The sequence below is a fragment of the Micromonospora chokoriensis genome, from assembly GCF_900091505.1.
GTDB classification, from domain to species: domain Bacteria; phylum Actinomycetota; class Actinomycetes; order Mycobacteriales; family Micromonosporaceae; genus Micromonospora; species Micromonospora chokoriensis.
In genome coordinates this window covers 3927544-3947504 of record NZ_LT607409.1, presented here as the reverse complement: position 1 = coordinate 3947504, position 19961 = coordinate 3927544, and the positions used below count along the sequence as shown (strand labels likewise).

At 72.2% G+C, this 19961-nt stretch carries 12 protein-coding genes; 6 read left to right on the top strand and 6 right to left on the bottom strand.

Going from position 1 to position 19961, the window contains the following annotated elements; all coding sequences use genetic code 11:
* Positions 1-37: 37 nt before the first annotated feature.
* The 3 genes from GA0070612_RS18310 to GA0070612_RS18300 all read left to right on the top strand — a co-directional run bounded on the left by GA0070612_RS18310 (position 38) and on the right by GA0070612_RS18300 (position 2877).
* Positions 38-1333 carry a sensor histidine kinase gene (locus GA0070612_RS18310; protein ID WP_088989011.1) on the top strand — a complete coding sequence of 432 codons (1296 nt, stop codon included), beginning with the start codon at positions 38-40 and terminating at the stop codon, positions 1331-1333.
* An 8-nt stretch (positions 1334-1341) separates the two neighbouring features.
* Positions 1342-1986, top strand: coding sequence for a response regulator transcription factor (locus GA0070612_RS18305; protein WP_231924657.1), 645 nt, complete (start codon positions 1342-1344; stop codon positions 1984-1986).
* A gap of 93 nt (positions 1987-2079) precedes the next feature.
* Entirely contained in the window at positions 2080-2877 is a 798-nt protein-coding gene (locus GA0070612_RS18300) for an SAM-dependent methyltransferase (protein WP_088989009.1), read from the top strand.
* Between the two features lie 54 nt (positions 2878-2931).
* On the opposite strand, the gene GA0070612_RS18295 is transcribed toward GA0070612_RS18300, so the two are convergent.
* Positions 2932-3489, bottom strand: a complete 558-nt coding sequence (locus GA0070612_RS18295) for a cellulose binding domain-containing protein (RefSeq protein WP_231924247.1) — start codon at positions 3487-3489, stop codon at positions 2932-2934.
* Positions 3490-3499: 10 nt separating this feature from the next.
* On the opposite strand from GA0070612_RS18295, the gene GA0070612_RS32555 reads away from it, so the two are divergent.
* Both GA0070612_RS32555 and GA0070612_RS18290 read left to right on the top strand, forming a co-directional pair.
* Complete coding sequence (locus tag GA0070612_RS32555) at positions 3500-3784, top strand: hypothetical protein (RefSeq protein ID WP_231924246.1); 285 nt, start codon at positions 3500-3502, stop codon at positions 3782-3784.
* A gap of 194 nt (positions 3785-3978) precedes the next feature.
* The gene (locus tag GA0070612_RS18290) at positions 3979-7128 is read left to right on the top strand and encodes a GH92 family glycosyl hydrolase (RefSeq protein ID WP_231924245.1); all 3150 of its coding nucleotides are present in this window, start codon (positions 3979-3981) and stop codon (positions 7126-7128) included.
* Here the strand turns inward: GA0070612_RS18290 and GA0070612_RS18285 are convergent.
* Positions 7121-8512 (bottom strand): right-handed parallel beta-helix repeat-containing protein, encoded by a 1392-nt coding sequence (locus tag GA0070612_RS18285; protein WP_157742533.1) that lies wholly within the window; start codon positions 8510-8512, stop codon positions 7121-7123. The two genes, GA0070612_RS18290 and GA0070612_RS18285, sit on opposite strands and share 8 nt — an antisense overlap.
* A gap of 104 nt (positions 8513-8616) precedes the next feature.
* Positions 8617-9714, bottom strand: a complete 1098-nt coding sequence (locus GA0070612_RS18280; RefSeq protein ID WP_088989005.1) for a winged helix DNA-binding domain-containing protein — start codon at positions 9712-9714, stop codon at positions 8617-8619.
* A gap of 307 nt (positions 9715-10021) precedes the next feature.
* Here GA0070612_RS18280 and GA0070612_RS18275 point away from each other — a divergent pair, with 307 nt between their 5' ends.
* Positions 10022-15502: an ATP-binding protein gene (locus GA0070612_RS18275; RefSeq protein ID WP_088989004.1), complete on the top strand. Its 5481-nt coding sequence runs from the start codon at positions 10022-10024 to the stop codon at positions 15500-15502.
* A gap of 99 nt (positions 15503-15601) precedes the next feature.
* Here GA0070612_RS18275 and GA0070612_RS18270 read toward each other — a convergent pair whose 3' ends face one another.
* The 3 genes from GA0070612_RS18270 to GA0070612_RS18260 form a co-directional block, all read right to left on the bottom strand.
* Complete coding sequence (locus GA0070612_RS18270) at positions 15602-16180, bottom strand: sigma-70 family RNA polymerase sigma factor (RefSeq protein ID WP_231924244.1); 579 nt, start codon at positions 16178-16180, stop codon at positions 15602-15604.
* Positions 16181-16247: 67 nt separating this feature from the next.
* Positions 16248-18146 carry an ABC transporter ATP-binding protein gene (locus GA0070612_RS18265; RefSeq protein WP_088989002.1) on the bottom strand — a complete coding sequence of 633 codons (1899 nt, stop codon included), beginning with the start codon at positions 18144-18146 and terminating at the stop codon, positions 16248-16250.
* Positions 18143-19849, bottom strand: coding sequence for an ABC transporter transmembrane domain-containing protein (locus tag GA0070612_RS18260; RefSeq protein ID WP_088989001.1), 1707 nt, complete (start codon positions 19847-19849; stop codon positions 18143-18145). Before GA0070612_RS18260 ends, GA0070612_RS18265 begins: the two co-directional genes overlap by 4 nt.
* Between the last annotated feature and the right edge of the window lie 112 nt (positions 19850-19961).

Sequence of the window (19961 nt, the reverse complement as noted above, 5' to 3'; positions counted from 1 at the left end):
CCGACCCGGAACGATCCGGAGCAAGGACGCGAACCACATGAGGGACCACACCGGAGCCGAGCCCGGCACACCACGACTGACGAGGTGGCTCGACGCACGGCTGACCCGGCTCGGAGTGACCGGCGTGTTCGCCCGGGACGGCCTTCTGGCAGCGGTCCTGACCGTCCTGACCTTCGTGCTGCTGGCGACGCTGTTCTGGTTCGCGGCACCGGAGGACGGGGTGTCGTTCGACCCGACGCGGGCCTGGCTGGTCATCGCCGTCTGCGGCGCACAGACGGCGCTGCTGTGCCTGCGTCGGGTCCGGCCACTGCTCTGCCTCGCGGTCGTCGTCGGCCTTCAACTGCCCATCAACGGCCTCTCCCTGCCCGAGGTGACCATCCGGGGCGTCGCGCCGTTCGTCGTGGCGTACACCGTCGGGTCCGTGCTGCCGGTGCGGCGCGCGTTGCTGGCCGTCGGCGTGGCCGTGCTGGCGGAGTCGGTCGGGGCCGCCGTCGTGGTGACCCCCGACCTGCTGACCGGCGTCGCGTACGTCTCGGCGAGCGCCCTGACCTACGCCGGCGCGACGTTCGTCGGCGGTTACGTGGCCACCTACCGGCGCTACGTCGAGCTGGTCCGGCTGCGGGCCGACGAGGCGATCCGCGAGCAGCAGGCGAAGGTCCAGGCGGCCATCGGCGCGGAGCGCTCCCGGATGGCCCGGGAACTGCACGACGTGGCGGCCCACCACCTGTCCGGTGTGGTCGTGCAGGCGGCGGCGGTGGAGCGGTTGATCGACCGTGACCCGGCAGCCGCGAAGGCGGGGGTGGCCTGGATCCGCAGTCAGGGCAAAGAGACCCTGGACAATCTGCGGCTCGTCGTCGGTGTGCTGCGCGGGCGTCCGGGGCACGAGGACGGCGACGGTGCCGCCCCGGTGCCCGGGCTGGACGCGCTCGACGAACTGGTCGGCACGGCGGGCAGCCTCTCCGGGCCGGTCGAACTCGTCCGGGAGGGGCAGCCACGTGCGGTGTCGCCGATCGCCGACGTGGCGCTCTACCGGATCGCGCAGGAGTCGCTCAGCAACGCCCGCCAGCACGCGCCCGAGGCACCGGTACGGGTGGCACTCCGCTTCCTGCCCCGCTCGGTGACGCTGGAGGTGGTGAACGAACCGGCCACCCCACGATCCGGGCCCAGCGCCCGGACCGGCGGCGTCGGGCTGGTGGGCATGCGCGAACGCGCGCAACTGATCGGGGCGTCGTTCGCGGCCGGCCCGACCCCGGCCGGCGGATGGTCGGTCACCACGACGCTGCCGACGAACGGTCCCGTCGCGTCCCACCCGAGGGAAGAGGCCACCAGTTGATCAGGGTGATGCTCGTCGACGACCAGGCGATCGTCCGCGCCGGCTTCCGGGTGATCCTGGAGGACGCGGGAGACATCGAGGTCGTCGCGGAGGCGTCGAGCGGGTCCGCCGCCGTCGAGCTGGCCCGCCGGTTGCAACCGGACGTCATCTGCATGGACGTCCGGATGCCCCACGGCGACGGGCTCAGCGCGACCCGGCAGATCCTCGCCGACGCGCCGGGCACGCCGCCGGCGGTGCTGGTGGTGACGACGTTCGACCTCGACGAGTACGTCTTCGGCGCGCTGGAGTCCGGTGCCAGCGGGTTCATCCTCAAGGACAGCGAACCGGAGGACCTCGTCGAGGCGGTCCGTCGCCTCGCCAACGGGTACGGGCTGGTCGACCAGGCCGTCACCCACCGGGTCATCTCGGAGTTCGCGAGACGCACCCCCGCTCCGGCCTCGGACGCCGCGGCGGCGCACCAGCTCACCGCCCGGGAGACCGAGATCGTGGAGCTGCTCGCGCAGGGTCTGTCCAACGTCGAGATCGCCGACCGGCTCTTCATCGAGACGAGCACCGTCAAGTCGCACCTGGGGCGCGCCATGGCGAAGATCGGCGTACGGGACCGGTTGCAGACGGTGGTGTGGGCGTACCAGAACGGGGTGGTCCGACGGTGACGGCCGCCGTCGACAATGGACACCGCCGGAGTACGATCCCGCTCACACCTCAGTGGTGACCTCCAGCTCTCGACCCCTCGATAGGAGCCTGGCATGGCCGGTCCGGACCCCGAACTCGCCGCGAAGCTTCAGCCCGACGTGCCGCACGCGGCACGTATCTGGAACTACTGGATGGGCGGGAAGGACAACTTCCAGTCCGACCGGGCGGCCGGCGACGCCGTGGCCGAGGTCTACCCGGAGATCGTCGTCATGGCGCAGCAGTCCCGCGTGTTCCTGGTGCGGGCCGTGCGCTACCTGGCCGCCGAGGCGGGCATCCGGCAGTTCCTGGACATCGGCACCGGCCTGCCCACCATGCAGAACACCCATGCCGTGGCCCAGTCCATCGCGCCGGACTCCCGGATCGTCTACGTCGACAACGACCCGATGGTGCTGGTGCACGCGCGGGCACTGCTGGCCAACACGACCACCGAGGGTGTCACCACCTACGTGCCCGCCGACTACCACGACCCGGAGAAGATCCTCGCCGAGGCGGCGCAGACGCTCGACTTCGACCAGCCCATCGCCGTGATGTTCATGGGCGTACTGGGCTACGAGCCCAACCTCGAGGTGGTGCGCTCGATCGTCGAGCGGACCATGGCCGCGATGCCCTCCGGCAGCTACCTCGTGCTCTGGGACGGCACCGACACCAGCCCCGAGGTGGTCTCCGGGGCCGAACGGCTGGCGCAGAGCGGCGGAGTCCCGTACATCCTGCGCAGCCCGGAGGACCTCGACACCTGCTTCACCGGGCTGACCAAGGTCGGGCCGGGCCTGGTGCCCATCCCGCTGTGGCGGGCGGAGGAGCCCGACGCCGTCGGCATCGACGCGTACGGCGCGGTGGCCCGTAAGCCCTGACCGACGCGATGCCGCCCCGCCTCCGCCGTGACGGCGGGAGCGGGGCGGCCTCGTTCAGCGGGCGCAGCTCAGCGTCAACCCGTCGGGCACCGAACTGGTCGTCGCGACCAGACCGAACGTCGCCACACCGTCCACCGCCAGCGTTCCGTTGTAGGCGGCGTTGCGGACCGTGACGTCGACGCCGACGGTCTCGGCCACACCGCCCCAGACCGACTGCACGCGCTCGTCACCGGACCACCGCCAGGACACCCGCCACCCGTCCAGTCGCTCACTCCCGGTGTTGCGAACCGTGACCGTGGCGACGAAGCCGCTGCCCCAGCGCGCGTCGAACGTGGCCGTCGCACGGCAGGAGGCCACCGGCGCGGTCCGCGCCGACCCGAACATGTACGGGTCCCGTCGGCCCTCGGCGTCGGTGAACCGGTACCAGTACTCCGTGTCGGGTGTCAGCCGGTCGACGGTGACAGTGCCGTTGCGCTCGGCCGTGCCGGAGACCGCCGAGGCGACCGGCGCCCGCCACATCTCGGCGTCCTCGCGGTCGGCGAAGAGGTTGACGGTCATCGGCGGGTCGTAGCCGCACGGTGGACGGGAGAGGATCGAGTAGGAGAGGGTCACGCTCGTCGTGGTGACCCCGGCGACCCTGGCCGTGATCGGCAACGCGGGCGGGCACGCGACCGTCGGCGTGGGCCCCGGTGGCTGCGTGGTCAAGGGCGTGGCCCCCGTGGTCTCCGTGACCCCTGTGGCGGCGTTCGCCCCACCCAGGACGGCGAGCGCCACGGTCGTGGCGGCGAGGAACATGCGAAGCATCGGAACCTCCGGTGGTTACCGGGCACCGATGACCGAGGTGGTAGCCGGTGCCGCGCTCGGGTTACCGGTCGCGGACGAGGACTGCCCGGCACGGGTGACCTGACCACCGCGTGCGTCCCGTGGACCGGAGAAGGTGTGGTGCGCGCTGGCTCCCGAGCACGACCGAAACCACAGCATGGCAGTCGACGAACATCGATGCAATATGGCGCGATCCGGCCGGCACCACGGCGCCTCGTCACGGTGATGTAATAGGCGCTCATCCAATCCGGCCCGTCGCTTAAGAATGGGATGCCCCCTGTGCGCAAGCAGCCGACCACCGCCGCGATCGTCGTCGGCGTGCTCCTCGCGGCCGGTCTGATCGCCACGCCGGCGGCGACTGTCACCGCTGCGCCGTCGCTGGCGGCGGCGATACCGCTCACCCAGCACGTCGACCCCTTCATCGGCACGGGCATGAGCAACGCCCCGGACCCGGTGCCCGGCGGCGCCGGAGGAGCCACCGTGCCCGGGCCGGTGATGCCGTTCGGGATGGTGCAGTTCAGCCCGGACACGCCGCTCGCGTCACCCTCGGGCTACCGCCACAGCGACACCACCGTCGAGGAGTTCAGCCTCACCCACTTCAACGGCGCCGGGTGCGCCAACAACGAGGACATCGGCATTCTGCCGATCACCGGAAACCTGACGACCTCGCCCGGCACGACGTGGACGTCGTACGCCGGGAAATACAGCAAGGCCAACGAGGCGGCGTCGCCCGGGTACTACCGGACCGTTCTGGACAACTACGGCGCGACTCAGGTCGAACTGTCCTCGACGCGGCGCAGCGCGGCGATGCGGCTGACGTATCCGTCGACCAGATCCGCGCAGATCCTCCTGAACACGAGTCGCAACGCCACCGGGAGCCGCAGCGGTTCGGTCGCCATCAGCGGTCGCACGGTCACCGGCACCTTCACCGGTGGCGGTTTCTGCCACTCCACCAAGACACACCAGATCTTCTACCGGATGGAGTTCGACCGGACCCCGACGGCCTTCGGCACCTGGCTCGAGGGAACGGTCTCGCCGGGCTCCGCCTCGGCCAACGGCGTCCGCTCCGGCGGCTACCTCACGTTCGACACCACCACCAACCGGACCGTCCAGGTGAAGGTCGGAATATCGTTCGTCAGCCTGGCCGGGGCACAGGCGAACCTCGCAGCGGAGCAGCCCGGCTTCGCCTTCGACACCGTACGCGCGAATGCCGTGAGCGAGTGGAACCTGTCTCTGAACCGGATCCAGGTGACCGGAGGGACAAGCGCCGACCTGCGGAAGTTCTACACGGCGCTCTATCACGTGCTGGTCAACCCCAACCTGGCAAGCGACGTCGACGGGCGTTACCGCGGGTTCGACAACCAGATACACAGCGCCGGCCATCCGGTTTACCAGAACTTCGCGGGCTGGGACATCTACCGCTCGTGGGCGGCACTCATCGCACTGATCGCACCCGACGAGGCGAGCGACATGGCCAAGTCGATGGTGCTCGCGGGCCAGCAGGGCGGCCTGCTGCCCAAGTGGTCGCAGAACCACAACGAGCACGCCGTGATGATGGGCGATCCGGGGCCGATCGTGGTGTCCAGCATGCACGCGTTCGGCGCGCGCGGCTTCGACACCGCTGCGGCGCTGACCATCATGGACCGCAGCTCGTACGGCGGCACCATGCAGGGCATTCCGCTCCGCGCCCGGCAGGAGGGCTACGTCGCCCGGCAGTACGTGCACGAGAACGCGGCGGACTCGCTGGAGTATTCCGCCTCCGACTTCGCCGTCGCGCAGTTCGCCCGGGCGGTCGGCGACACCGCGAGGTACAACGCGTACATCCGGCGATCGCAGTGGTGGCGCAACCTGTACCACCCCGCGTTCGGCTACCTTCAGGACCGGGCCGAGGACGGCTCCTGGCCGGCGCCGCTCGACCCGATCAGCCAGACGGGGTACGCGGAGGGCAACGCGACCCAGTACACCTGGATGGTCCCGTACAACTACCGTGCGCTGATCGAGCTGATGGGCGGCCGGCAGACGGCCATCCAACGACTCGACCACCACTTCACCCAACTCAACGGTGGCCTCTCCCGGCCGTACTTCTACATCGGCAACGAACCCGAACACGGCGTGCCGTGGATCTACCACTTCGCCGGCGTACCCGCCAAGACCAGCGCCGTCGTGCGGAGGGTGATGACCGAGTCGTTCACCAACGACCCCGGCGGCCTTCCTGGCAACGACGACCTCGGCGCCACGTCGGCGTGGTTGGTGTGGGCTGCGCTGGGCATGTATCCGACCACCCCGGGCAGCGACACGTTGGCCCTGCACGGTCCGTCGTTCCCCTCGATCCTCATCGACCGGCCCACCGGTGACATCAGGATCGACGCGGCCAACGCTGGGACGGGCAGTCCGTACGTGCAGGGTGTGTCGGTCGACGGGGCGGTGACCTCGCGCCCGTGGCTGCGGTACGCGGACATCGGCGCCGGTGCGACGCTGAGTTACACGATGGGGCCGAACCCGTCGACCTGGGGGACGGATCCCGACGACGCGCCGCCGTCGATCGACGACGGGTTCAGTCCTCCGCCCGCGCCTGACCTCGGCCCGAACCTCGCCGCCGGGGGCCTCGCGACCGGATCGACCCCCTGCTCGACCGGGGAGGGGCCGGCGATGGCCTTCGACGGGAAGTTGGGCACCAAGTGGTGCACGCTGGCGACCGACTCGAAGGTGCTCCAGGTGGACCTCGGTTCGACACAGGACGTGACCGGGTTCGTGTTGAAGAACGCCGCCCTGGGCGGCGAGTCGACGAACCTGAACACCCAGACGTACCGCATCGAGACCTCGACCGACGGGGCCGGCTGGGCCACCGCTGTCCAGCAGAGCGAGCAGCTCCGCAACAGCCGCACGTACCACCCGATCGTCGCCACCCCGGCACGGCACGTACGGCTCACCATCACCAGCGCCAACAACGTCGGCGGGGCCGCCGCCCGCATCCCCGAGTTCGAGGTCTACGGAGTCGGCGGCCCGACGAATCTGGCAGGCGGTGGCACGGCCACCGCATCCCCCTCGTGCACCGTCAACGAAGGCCCGCCGAAGGCGATCAACGGCACGGTCGATGGCGGCATCACCGACAAGTGGTGCTCCTCCGGCACGGACAAGTGGTTGAGTCTGGACCTGGGCGCGGCCAGCCCGCTGACCGCGATCATCGTGCGGCACGCCGCTGCCGGTGCCGAGACGCCGGCCTGGAACACCCGCGACTACGACCTGCGGGTGTCCGAGGACGGCGACACCTGGACAACCCTCGCCCAGGTGCGCGGCAACACAGCGAGCGTGACTCGGCACGACATCGCGGTCAGCGGGCGGTACGTCCGGCTCGATGTGCTGGTGCCAGCCCAGAACAACGACGCCGCCGCGCGCATCTTCGAGCTGGAGGTCTACGGCATCAGGTGATCGAGTTGTAGACCGGAACCCAGCCCAGGCTCTGCCCGGTGGAGGAGAACACCTCGATCTTGCGGACCACCGACCCCGGCGTGGTGGCGGCGACGCTGTTGCCGACTCCGATCCCGCCGACGGCGATGAGCTTGCCGTCGGTGCGGATCTGCCCGGGGCCACTGCGGCGGATGACGACCGTGTCCGCGGGCGCCTGGTAGGGAACGGCCGCCTCGACCGCGTTCCACGCCAGGGTGACGTCGACCGAGGCAGTGTCCACGAAGACGGCGGGATGCGACGGGTGCGCCTGGCGCAGGTGGTTGCCCACCACGACGGCCTTGGTGGAGCCCTGGTGCACGGCGACGCAGCTCACGGCCCGGCTCGCGTCTGGATTCTCCACCCGGTTGCCGACCACTGTGACGTCCCGGGCGGCCAGGACGTTGAGGTGGCCGACGCAGTCGGTCACCGCGTTGCCGGTGATGGAGACGCCGACGGCCTGCCCCGACCGGGGCAGGGAGCCACGCGCGCTGCCGTCGACCTCGATGCCCCGCAGTTGGCAGCCGGACACGGTGTTGTCGGCGACCACCAGGTTCGTCACCTGCTGCGTGTAGACGCCGGCCTGGCCGCACTCGGTGATGGTGTTGCCGGAGACGACGGTGCGGTCGGCGCCGAACCACACGTTGATGCCGTCGTAGTACTTGGACTCCGCGCGCCAGACGCCGCCCCAGTCCTCGGCTTCCTGCGACGACAGCCAGTCCATCGCCACGTGGTTGTTGGTGATCCGCACGTCGTGCCCGTTCGTGGCGATGCCCAACCGGACGTCCTCGGTGGTGCAGTTCGTGATGAGGATGTCGTTGGACGTGCCGGGGGTGTTGTCCCAGACGCTGATGCCGGTGTGGCGGAATCCGCGGGACACCACCCCGTCGACCACGATGCCTGTCGACGCGGTGATGACCAGGCCGCTGTACCAGTACGTGGCGGCGTTGTCGACGAGGTTGAGCCCGAGCACCTTGAGCCGGTGACAGCCCTGGATCTGGAGCACGCCGCGCACCTGGTCCTTCACCGTCACCGGCGCGGCGTCGATCAGCGCCAGGGTGGCCCCGTGCCCCCGCAGCGCGGTGTCGGTCAGCCCGGAGAGGGTCACCCGGTTGCTGACGCGGTATGTCCGACCGGCCGGGAAGAGCACTCCCAGATTCGGCGTGGCTGTCCGCGCGGCGTCGAACGCCGCCTGAATGGCCGCGGTGTCGTCGGTGACGCCGTCGCCGACCGCTCCGTGCGCGAGCACCGAGACCCAGCCGTCGCCCGTGGCAGGTAACGCCGCCGCGGCCGGCTTGGCCGCCAGGGTCGCCCCGCCCGCCAGGGCGGTGGCCGCCAGGCCAGCGCGTAGAGCCGCGCGTCGTCCCATCGATGTCATGTGATCGCCTCCCGTGAAACGTGCCCAATCACCATCGCCGCGCACACTATCCCGCGCGAACCGTCCATGGGGGACGCTCGATCCGTGAGGGCACCTCACGAGGACGACGGGACCACTCGGACCCGGTCGCTCTCGTCGTCGGAGAGGAACAACGCCAGGGCGTGCCCCTGCTCCTCCACGGCCGCGCGATCGGCTCGGGTGAGGCTGGTGAGTGGGTTGACGGTCAGCGTGCCGGACTCGACGGTCCAGGTCGCGGCGACCCGGCCGTCGACCAGCACCACGCGTTCGCCGCCCACCGAGAGGAGACGGTGCGCGTCGTCGATGATCCTGCTGCGGTCGTCGTAGCCGAGGATCGCGTTGTCGAACGCCGGTAGGAACCGCACCGGGGCGGGTGTCTCCGGGTCGGGGCGCGGCGCGTCGGGCAGGTCGATCAGCTTCCGGCCGCGCTCGTCGCGGAAGGTGACCAGCTCGTCGCGCATCGCGGCGACGGCGGTGGGCAGACCGGCGAGGCCGCACCAGGCACGCAGGTCGGCGGTGGCGGCCGGCCCGAACGCGGTCAGATAGCGGCGGACGAGCACCTGCCCGACGGGATCGGTGCCGTCCGGGGTCGACGGGTCGACGTCGCGGCCCAGCCACGCGGAGAGCAGGGCGTGCCGCACGCCCCCCTTCGTCCGCCACAGGCCGCGCGGTGGCAGCTGAATCAACGGGAGGAGCGCGACGGCCATCTCGCCCAGCGCCCGCGCACCCGCGGACGGCCAGCGCTCGACGAGCGCCCGCCCGATCTCCGGCATCGAGCGCGGCTCACCGTCGGCCAGCACCGCGCGGGCCGCCACGGCCAGCTCGTCGAGGTCGACGCCGGTCAACTCGCCGCGGTAGACGCCGAGCACCCGTTGGCGCAGCATGGCGTCATGACGGGACCGCCAGGCCACGGCGTCGTCGGCGACGACCAGGTGGACGGTGCGACGCATCAGGTGGGTGCGCACCACCCGGCGCTCGGTCAGCAGGTGCGAGAGCACCGCCGGGTCGAAGGCACGCAGCCGCGACCAGAGCCCGACGAACGGCTCCTGCGGCTCCTGCGCCTGGAGACCGCCGAGGTGCGCGACGGCGCCGGAGACCGGCATCTCGGCGCGATCGAGGAGCAACTGCCGGGCGAGCGTCGCGCGGTTGAGCGCGCGCGAATCGAGAACGGTCACGCCCTCATTCTCCGTAGCGGGGCGACAGTCTCCGTCGACGCGGTCCGGGACGATCCCGATACCGTCGGCGACAGCGCGCTGCGTACCGTCGGACGGGTTGTTGCGGGCGGTTACCGCAGCCTGCGGTCGACGTGAACCGCCCGGGCCGACGTGGTCAACTGCAGGAGCCGGCGCCTGGGTGCCAAAAAGTTTTGTGCACTTCCTACAACTGAGCGACTGTTGGTTCAGTGGTTGCGCCATAGCGCTGGCCGCCGCCAGCCGGAAAGGTGATCACTGCAGTTCACGGTCTAGCTAAGGGGTCATTCGGGTGTTCAACCGTGTCGCCATCGTCAACCGTGGTGAAGCCGCCATGCGGCTCATCCACGCGGTCCGCGAGTTGGCCGCGGAGACCGGCATCCAGCTCGAAACCGTCGCGCTCTACACCGACGTCGACCGTACCGCCACCTTCGTCCGCGAAGCGGACATCGCCTACGATCTCGGGCCGGCGTCCGCCCGCCCGTACCTCAATCTCCAGGTGCTGGAACGCGCCCTGACCGAGACCGGGGCCGACGCCGCCTGGGTCGGCTGGGGCTTCGTCGCCGAGGATCCCGCGTTCGCGGAACTGTGCGAGAAGATCGGCGTCACCTTCATCGGACCGAGCCCGGACGCCATGCGCCAACTCGGTGACAAGATCGGCTCCAAGCTGATCGCCGAGAAGGTGGGCGTACCGGTCGCCCCGTGGAGCCGGGGCGCCGTCGAGACCCTGGCCGCGGCGCGGGCGGCGGCGGCCGAGATCGGCTACCCGCTGATGCTCAAGGCGACCGCGGGCGGCGGCGGGCGCGGCATCCGGGTGATCCGGAACGAGGCCGAGCTCGACGACGCGTACGAGCGGACCAGCCAGGAGGCGGCGCGGGCCTTCGGCAGCGGCATCGTGTTCCTGGAACGCCTGGTCACCGGCGCCCGGCACGTCGAGGTCCAGGTGATCGCCGACGGGCAGGGCACCGCCTGGGCGCTCGGCGTCCGCGACTGTTCGGTGCAGCGGCGCAACCAGAAGGTCATCGAGGAGTCGGCGTCGCCGGTGCTCGACCCGGCGCAGGCCGCCGACCTCAAGGCGTCGGCCGAGCGGCTGGCCGTGGCGGTCGGCTACCGCGGCGCGGCGACCGTGGAGTTCCTGTACCACCCCGGGGACCGGCTGTTCGCGTTCCTGGAGGTCAACACCCGCCTTCAGGTCGAGCACCCGATCACCGAGTTGACCACCGGGTTCGACCTGGTCAAGGCACAACTGCACGTCGCCTCCGGCGGCCGGCTCGACGGCACGCCGCCGGTGGAGCGCGGCCACGCCATCGAAGCCCGGCTCAACGCCGAGGATCCCGACCGTGACTTCGCGCCGTCCCCGGGGCGGATCGCGCGACTCGACCTGCCCGCCGGCCCCGGCATCCGGGTGGACACCGGCGTCAGCGAGGGCGACACCATCCCCGCCGACTTCGACTCCATGATCGCGAAGATCATCGCGTACGGCCGCGACCGCGACGAGGCGCTCGGCAGGCTGCGGCGGGCCATGGCGAACACCACGGTGATCATCGAGGGTGGCGCGACGAACAAGAGCTTCGTGCTCGACCTGCTCGACCAGCCCGAGGTGATCGACGCCAGCGCGGACACCGGCTGGATCGACCGCGTCCGCGGCGAGGGTCGACTGGTCACGCACCGCCACAGCGCGGTCGCCCTGGCCGCCGCCGCCATCGAGGCGTACGAGGAGGAGGAGCGCGTCGAGCGGCAGCGGCTGCTGTCGACGGCGGCCGGCGGACGCCCCCAGGTGCAGCACGCCAGCGGCCGACCGCTCGACCTCAAACTGCGCGGCGTCGGCTACCGCACCCGGGTGGCCCGGGTCGGCCCGCACCGCTTCCGCGTCGGGATCGAGGCGGGCGGCGTCGTCCGCACCGCCGACGTCGAGCTGGACCGGTTCGACCGGCACACCGGTCAGATCGTCGTCAACGGCATCCGCTACCGCCTGCTCACCGGCACGTACGGGCCGACCCACCTGGTCGAGGTGGACGGCGTGACGCACCGGGTCAGCCGCGACGAGGGCGGCGTCCTGCGCTCCCCGATGCCGGCGCTCGTCGTCGCCACACCCCTGGAGGTCGGCGCCGAGGTCGAGGCGGGCGCACCGGTGCTGGTGCTGGAAGCGATGAAGATGGAGACGGTGCTGCGGGCGCCGTTCAAGGCGCGGCTGAAGGAGTGCGCCGTCTCGGTGGGCAGTCAGGTGGAGGCGGGCGCGCCGCTGCTGCGCCTGGAGCCACTGGCGGACGACGCCGAGCAGGCCACCGACGGCCCGACCGGCGAGACCGTGGAGCTGGACCTGCCGAGCGCCACCGAGGACGTCCCGACGGACGAGCGCGTCCGGCGCGGTCAGGAGGACCTGCGAGGGCTGCTGCTCGGCTTCGACGTCGACCCGCACGACGACCGTCGGGTGCTCGACGGTTACCTGACCGCGCGGCGGCAGGCCACCGACGCGAGCCAGCGCTCCGCGGCCGGTCAGCGGCCGCTCGCCGCCGAGCTCGACCTCATCGAGGTGTTCGCCGACCTCGCCGAGTTGAGCCGTAACCGGCCGACCGGTGAGGACGTCGGCGGCGCCCACGTGCACAGCGCCCGGGAATACTTCCACACCTACCTGCAGAGCCTCGACGTCGAGCGGGCTGGGCTGCCGGACTCCTTCCAGACCAGGCTCGGCAAGGCGCTCAGCCGCTACGGCGTCACCGACCTGGACCGCACCCCCGCCCTCGAAGCCGCCGTCTTCCGGATCTTCCTCGCCCAGCAACGCGCGTCCGCGGACGCGCAGGTCATCGCGGCACTGCTGCGCGCCTGGCTGCGGGAGACCCCGCCGGATGAGTCGTTGCGCGAGCCCGCCGGTCTCGCGCTGGAGCGGCTGATCGCCGCGACGCAGGTGCGTTTCCCCGTGGTCGCCGACCTCGCCCGTGGTGTGGTGTTCGCCTGGTTCGCCCAGCCGCTGCTGCGACGCAACCGGGCCCGGGTGTACGCCGAGGTCCGTGGGCACCTGCGGCACCTGGACGCGCAGCCGGACGCGGCGGACCGCGCCGAGCGCATCGCCGAGATGGTCCGCAGCACCGAGCCCCTGGTCCGGCTGCTCGGGCAGCGGCTCGTGCGCGACCACCTCGACAACACGGTGATGCTGGAGGTGCTGACCCGGCGGTACTACGGCAACAGGGCGCTCACCAGCGTGCGTGGTCAGGCCGTCGCGGGCTGCACGTTCGTGGTCGCCGAGCGGGCCGATTCCAGCGTGGTCTCCGCCGCGGTGAGCTTCGACGCGCTGGGCAGCGCGTTGCGCGGGCTGGCCGAACTGGCCGGCGACGGGGAGTCCGTCGACGCCGACATCTACCTCGGTTGGGAGAACCAGCCGGAGGACTTCGACGCGATGGCGGCGGCGCTGGCCGAGGTGGTCGCCGCGCATCCGCTGCCGCCCCAGGTCCGCCGGGTGACCACCACCGTCGCGGGTCGCGGCGGAGCGGTGATGCACCACCACTTCACCTTCCGCCCCTCCGACACCGGGCTGACCGAGGACCGGCTGATCCGTGGCCTGCACCCGTACATCGCGCAGCGGATGCAGTTGGAGCGGCTGCACAAGTTCGACCTGACCCGCCTGCCGTCGTCGGACGAGGAGGTCTACCTCTTCCAGTGCGTGGCGCGGGAGAACCGCGCCGACGAGCGTCTCGTCGCGTTCGCGCAGGTGCGGGACCTCACCGAGCTTCGTGAGCAGGACGGCCGCCTGGTCGCCCTGCCGACCGCCGAGGACGCGATCGCCGCCTGCCTCGACTCGATCCGCCGCGCCCAGTCGCTGCGTCCGTCGAAGACGCGCTTCACCACCAACCGCATCGTGGTCTACGTGTGGCCGCCGAGCGAGCTGACCCGCGAGGAGATGGAGATGATCGCCGGGCGCGTGCGCCCGACGACGGCCGGCGCCGGGCTGGAGGAGATCCTGTTCATCGCGCGGCAGCGCGACCGCCGGACCGGCGAACTGACCAAGATCGCCGTACGGATCTCGTTCGACGCCGCGGGCGGCGCGGAGCTGGCCGTCGGCGAGCCGCCGGTCGAGCCGATCGAGCCGCTCGACGAGTACCGGCTCAAGGTGCTGCGGGCGAGCAGCCGCAACACCGTGTACCCGTACGAGCTGACCGGCCGGCTCGGTGACTTCGTCGAGCACGACCTCGACGACGACCACGTGCTGGTCCCGGTGGACCGGCCGAAGGGGCGCAACAGCGCCGCGATCGTCGCCGGGGTGGTCAGCACGCCGACCGAGCGGCACCCGCAGGGTGTCACCCGGGTGGTGCTGCTCGGTGACCCGACCAAGTCGCTGGGCGCGCTGTCGGAGCCGGAGTGCCGGCGGGTGATCGCCGCCCTGGACCTGGCCGAGCGGATGCGGGTGCCGTTGGAGTGGTGGGCGCTGTCCGCCGGCGCCCGGATCTCGATGACCTCGGGCACCGAGAACATGGACTGGGTGGCCGCCGCGCTCAAGCGGATCGTCGAGTTCACCCAGGCCGGCGGCGAGATCAACATCGTGGTGGCCGGCATCAACGTGGGCGCGCAGCCGTACTGGAACGCCGAGGCGACGATGCTGATGCACACCAAGGGCATCCTCGTGATGACCCCGGACTCCGCGATGGTGCTCACCGGCAAGCAGTCGCTCGACTTCTCCGGTGGCGTGTCCGCCGAGGACAACTTCGGCATCGGCGGCTACGACCGGGTGATGGGCCCGAACGGGCAGGCGCAGTACTGGGCGCCGAACCTCACGGCCGCCCGGGACGTGGTGATGGCGCACTACGACCACGCGTACGTCGCCCCCGGCGAGGACGCGCCCCGGCGGGCGGTCACCTCCGACCCCGCCGACCGCGACATCTCCGACTTCCCGCACGACGTGGCGGGCAGCGCTTTCGCCACCGTCGGCGAGATCTTCTCCGTCGAGGCGAACCCGGACCGCAAGAAGCCGTTCGACATCCGTACGGTGATGCGGGCCCTCGCCGACCAGGACCACCCGGTCCTGGAGCGGTGGGCGGGCATGGCGGACGCGGACACCGCCGTCGTGCAGGACGTCCACCTCGGCGGCATCCCGGTCTGCCTGCTCGGCATCGAGTCCCGGTCGGTGCCCCGGCACGGCTTCCCGCCCACCGACGGCCCGGACACCTACACGGCGGGCACGCTGTTCCCCCGCTCGTCGAAGAAGGCGGCGCGGGCGATCAACGCGGCCAGCGGCAACCGACCGCTCGTCGTCCTGGCGAACCTGTCCGGCTTCGACGGCTCGCCGGAGTCGATGCGCAAGCTGCAACTGGAGTACGGGGCCGAGATCGGTCGGGCGATCGTGAACTTCGACGGGCCGATCGTCTTCTGCGTGATCTCGCGCTACCACGGCGGCGCGTTCGTGGTGTTCTCGAAGGCGCTGAACCCGAACATGACGGTGCTCGCGTTGGAGGGCTCGTTCGCCTCGGTGCTCGGTGGCGCACCCGCCGCCGCCGTGGTGTTCTCCGCCGACGTCAACGCCCGCACCGCGGCCGACCCGCGCGTGCGGGACCTGGAGACACGCGTCGCTGCCGCCGGCGGCACCGAGCGCGCCGCGCTGACCGCGGAACTCGACGAGCTGCGCTCGTCGGTGCGGGCGGAGAAGCTCGGCGAGGTGGCCGCGGAGTTCGACCGGGTGCACAACATCCACCGCGCGGTCGAGGTCGGCTCGGTGGACGCGGTCATCCGCGCCGCCGAACTGCGTCCACGCATCATCGAGGCCATCGAGGCCCGCCTGGGGTGACACCCCGCGCGCAACGTCAGCGCCACCGGTCGTCGACCGGTGGCGCTGACGCGTGGTGGGGCCGGTCAGGTGGCGTACCGGAGCAGCTCGTGGACGCTGTCAGCCGGTCCGCCGGTCGTGGCCCGGGGCGCTGTCGAGCTGCCAGGCCGTGGCGAGATCCTCGCGTGCCCGGGCCACCCGGGACCGGATCGTGCCGACCGGGCACTGGCAGATCTCCGCCGCCTCGGCGTACGACAGGCCGAGCACCTGGGTGGCGACGAACGCCTCCCGGCGCTCCGGGGGCAGGCCGGCGATCAGCTGGTGCACCGTCACGCTCTCGTCGGCCCCGGCGGTGATCGCCCCGGCGGCCTCGGCCGCCGCCTGCCAGTCCGGAACGGACGCCAGCCTCGGCCGGGACACCGCCGTGCGGACGTGGTCGACGGCGACCCGCCGGGCGATCGTGAACACCCACGTGCGGGCCGACGAGCGGCCGGCGAAGCCGGGGAGGTTGCGGAATGCCCGCAGGAAGGTCTCCTGAGTCAGGTCGTCGGCCTCACCCGGCCCGGCGAGATGCGACAGGAACCGCCAGACCTGGTCCTGAAGGGCCCGGATGAACGCCGTGGCGGCCTGCCGGTCGCCCCGGCCCGCGTCCTGCGCCCACCGGGTGACCTGGGCGTCGTCAGCGCCGTCGGTCCGCACTGACCACCGTCCTGTGTGCCACGGGCGCTCCTTCTCGGCCGGGAGGCCGTCGGGGGGACGCCGCCGGTCAGCCGCGCACTCTGGTTGTCGCCGACCGGTCCGGAAAAGTTCCCGGGGCTCCCACATTCGTGGGGTCCTGGATCCGCTCGGTGCCGTCCCGGGCGGACGGCACCGGGTCGGGCGTACGCCAGGAACGCCACAGGTTGCTGTAGCCGCCACCGGCCGCCAGCAGCTCGGCGTGCGTACCGTGCTCGGCGACGCGACCCTGGTCCAGGACGACGATGCGGTCCGCGGTGGCCGCCTGACTGAGCCGGTGGGCGACGACCAACGTGGTACGGCCCTCGGTGGCCGCCACGGCGGCCCGGTCGAGGTCGCGCGCGCCCGCGCTGCCCGCCTCCGCGGTGGCCTCGTCGAGGACCGCGACGGCGGGATCGGCGAGGACCAGGCGGGCCAGCGCGAGGTGCTGGGCCTGCGCCGCGGTGAGCTGCCGTCCGCCCTCCCCCACGGCGGTCGCCAGCCCGTCCGGCAGGGTGCGCAGCCACCCGGTGGCGCCGACGAGGTCGAGGGCGCGGGTCAACTCGGCGTCGGTGGCGTCCGGGTCGGCCAGGCGCAGGTCCTCGGCGAGCGGCCCGGCGAACACGTGCACCTCCTGGCTGACCAGGGCGATCTCACGCCGGAGCTGGTGTTCGCCGAGCTGGGCCAGCGGCACGCCGCGCAGGCGGACCGAGCCCTGGCTGGGCTCGATGATGCCGGCGATGATGCCGGCGAGCGTGCTCTTGCCCGCACCGCTCGCGCCCACCAGCGCCACGCGCTCACCGGGCGCGAGACGGAGGGTGATGTCCCGCAGCACGACAGGTCCGTCGTCGTAGCGGTGCTGCGCGACTGTCACCTCCAGCGCTGCCGGCTCGGGCCGCTCCGGACGTGCGGGGCGGCGACTGTCGGGCGATGCGGTGTCCGGCAGTGTGGTCACGCCGACGAGCCGGGCGAGGCTCGCCCCGGCCTGGAGCACCGAGTCCGACTCGAACAGCAGCAGGCCGATGGGGTTGAAGAGGCGGTGGAAGTAGAGGGCTGCGGTGGTCGCCGCACCGACTGTGGACAGGTCCTCGCGGACCAGCAGGAAGCCGGCGAGCAGCACGGCGGCCAGCCCCACGAACTCGGACCTGTTGATGCGCAGCCCGAACCGGGTGAACAGGCCGAAGATCTCCAGCGCCAGGTCACGGGCGACGCCGGAGCGTTCGGCGATCCGCGCGACGTGCGCGTCCTCCATCCGGTAGGCGCGTACCGTCGCCGCGCCGCGCAGCGCCTCGGCGGTCGCCTGCGTACGCTCGCCGGTCGCGACCCGCTCGCGGGCGTAGTACGGCACCGACCGCCGGAGGTACCAGCGCAGCGCCAGCGCGTACGCCGGTGCGGCGGCCAGCCCGGCGATGCCGAGCCGCCAGTCGAGGGCGAAGAGCCCCAGCGCTGTCAACACGACGGACAGCGTCGCGCCGAGGAAGGCGGGGCCGCTGGTGGCGATCACGTTCGTCACCACCGCCACGTCGTCGCCGGCCCGGGCCACCAGGTCACCGGTCCCGGCCCGTTCCAGGGTGGCCGACGGCAGGTGCAGGGCGCGGTCGAGGACCCGCTCCCGGAGCCGGGCCAGCACCGTCTCGCCGAGGCGTGCGGCGACCGCGGCTCCGGCCGCGGTGAGGAGCCCCGCGAGCACCGCCGCGCCCGCGATCACGCCCGCCCAGGCCACGACCTGCTGTGTGTCGGTGCCGGCGATGACGTCGTCGACGAGGCGACCGAGCACCCACGGCGCGACGAGCCCGGTCGCGGACGCGGCGACCAGCAACGTGCCGGCGACGGCGCTGAGCAGCGGCAGGCGGGCCAACTCGGCACGGAGGGCGGCCCAGGTCTGCCGGCCGGTGGCCGTCGGCAGCAGGTGCCGGGGCTCGACGCCGCTGTCGGTCGACGGGTCGGTCATCGCAGGACCTCCTCCCGGTAGCGGGTGTCGCCGGCGAGCAACCGCTCGTGCGGCCCCTCGGCGACGACCCGACCCTTGTCGATCACGACGACCCGGTGCGTGACGTGCAGCAGGGCCGGGCTGGTGGTGATCAGCACCGTGGCGCGGGTGTCCGCCGCGCGGACCGAGGCCAGCCCTTCGGCGATCAGTGCCTCGGTCACCGCGTCGACAGCCGTGGTGGGGTTGTGCAGCACCAGCACCGGTGGGTCGGCGACGAGCGCACGGGCGAGCCCGATCCGCTGCCGTTGACCGCCGGACAGGTTCGCTCCCCGCTCGGTGAGCCGGCGGTCGAGACCGTCCGGGTGTGCGGTGAGCACGTCCTCGGCGGCGGCAGCCCGCACGGCGGCCCGCAGGACCGTGTCGTCGACCTGGGCACCGGCGCTGAGGTTCGCGCGCAGGGTGCCCTCGAACAGCGCCACGTCGTGTGGCTCCACCAGGACGACTGTGCGCGCGGCGTCGATGTGCAGGTCCTCGACGGGTACGCCGTCGACGTACAGCGTCCCCCGGTAGTCCGCGTGGTGCACCCGGCCGGCCAGCAGCGCGACGAGCGCTTCGGCCTCGCTCGGGTCGTAGGCGAGCACGCCAAGGATCTCACCGGCACGGACGCGCAGGTCGACGGCGTCGAGGCCCGCGTGCGAGACCGCGTCGAGGGCGAGCCGGGACGGGCTCGGCTCGGGCGGCCCGGCGTCACCCGGCGCGAGGACCGGTGCCGCGCCGAGGACCCGCGCGACCCGCGCCGCCGAGGCCCGGGCCATGGCGAACAGTTGTACGCAGTACCCGAGCGTCTGCACCGGCTCGGCGATGAACTGGGCCAGCCCGACGACGGCGACGAGTTCGCCGATGGTGAGCCGACCCTCAAGCGCGAGCCAGCCCGCGACGCCGGCGACCGTCGCGAGGAAGAGACCGTTGACGGTGGTGGTGAGGCCGAGGTGCAGGCCCTTGCTGGTGGCGGCGCGAAGGGTCACGTCGAGTGCGTGCCGGCTGGCGCCCGCGTACCGTCGGGCGGCGTGGTCCTGCGCGCCGACGCCGCGTAGCACGCGCAGCCCGGTGACGAGGTCGACGGCGAGCGCGGTGGTGGCCGCGAGGGCCTCCTGCTGCGACGTGCTGCGCCGGGTGAGCAGCGGCGCCATCCGCTGAAGGGCGACGACCAGCAGCGGTACGCCGACGAGCACCCCGAGCCCGAGGGGGACGTCGACGACGAGCAGCGCGACGGCGGCCACCACGATCGCGGTGAGCGCCGCGGCGGTGAGCCCGGCGACGCGTACGACCAGCGCGGACAACTCGGCGTCGGAGGCCGTGACGGACAGCAGTTCCCCGTCGCGCAGACCCGAGCGGTGTCCGCGCGGGTCGAGGGCGCTCCGGACGATCTCGACGCGGGTCGTGTGCGCCTCGTGTTCGACGGCGGCGTAGGCGAGCCGGGCGCCGGTGCGGTAGGCGAAGGCGAGGGTGGTGAACAGGGCGGCGAGGCCGGCGAGGGAGAGCAGGAGCGCGGCGACGTCCCCGGTGGCCACCGCCCGGTCGATGATCACGCCGATGGCGACCGGTACGAGGGCCTCGGTGGCCTGGTGGGCGCAGAGCAGCACGATGCCGAGCACCACCCGGCGGCGCTGTCGGCGCAGGGCGCGGCGCAGCACCACGCTCCCGCTGACCTCGGCGACTGTCATGCTCGGATCGATGGGGGCATGGCGGCGAACTCCAGGTAGTGAGGGCAGGCTAACCTAACATGCTGTCGGGGAGCCGTAGCGCTCGGAGTACGCCGACGCCGGCCGCCCCACA

Excerpts from the sequence above, each read along its gene's own strand:
- GA0070612_RS18310 (WP_088989011.1), top strand. The coding sequence starts at position 38 with ATGAGGGACCACACCGGAGCCGAGCCCGGCACACCACGACTGACGAGG.
- GA0070612_RS18305 (WP_231924657.1), top strand. The coding sequence starts at position 1,342 with ATGCTCGTCGACGACCAGGCGATCGTCCGCGCCGGCTTCCGGGTGATC.
- GA0070612_RS18300 (WP_088989009.1), top strand. The coding sequence starts at position 2,080 with ATGGCCGGTCCGGACCCCGAACTCGCCGCGAAGCTTCAGCCCGACGTG.
- GA0070612_RS18285 (WP_157742533.1), bottom strand. The coding sequence starts at position 8,512 with ATGGGACGACGCGCGGCTCTACGCGCTGGCCTGGCGGCCACCGCCCTG.
- GA0070612_RS18265 (WP_088989002.1), bottom strand. The coding sequence starts at position 18,146 with ATGACCGACCCGTCGACCGACAGCGGCGTCGAGCCCCGGCACCTGCTG.
- GA0070612_RS18260 (WP_088989001.1), bottom strand. The coding sequence starts at position 19,849 with ATGACAGTCGCCGAGGTCAGCGGGAGCGTGGTGCTGCGCCGCGCCCTG.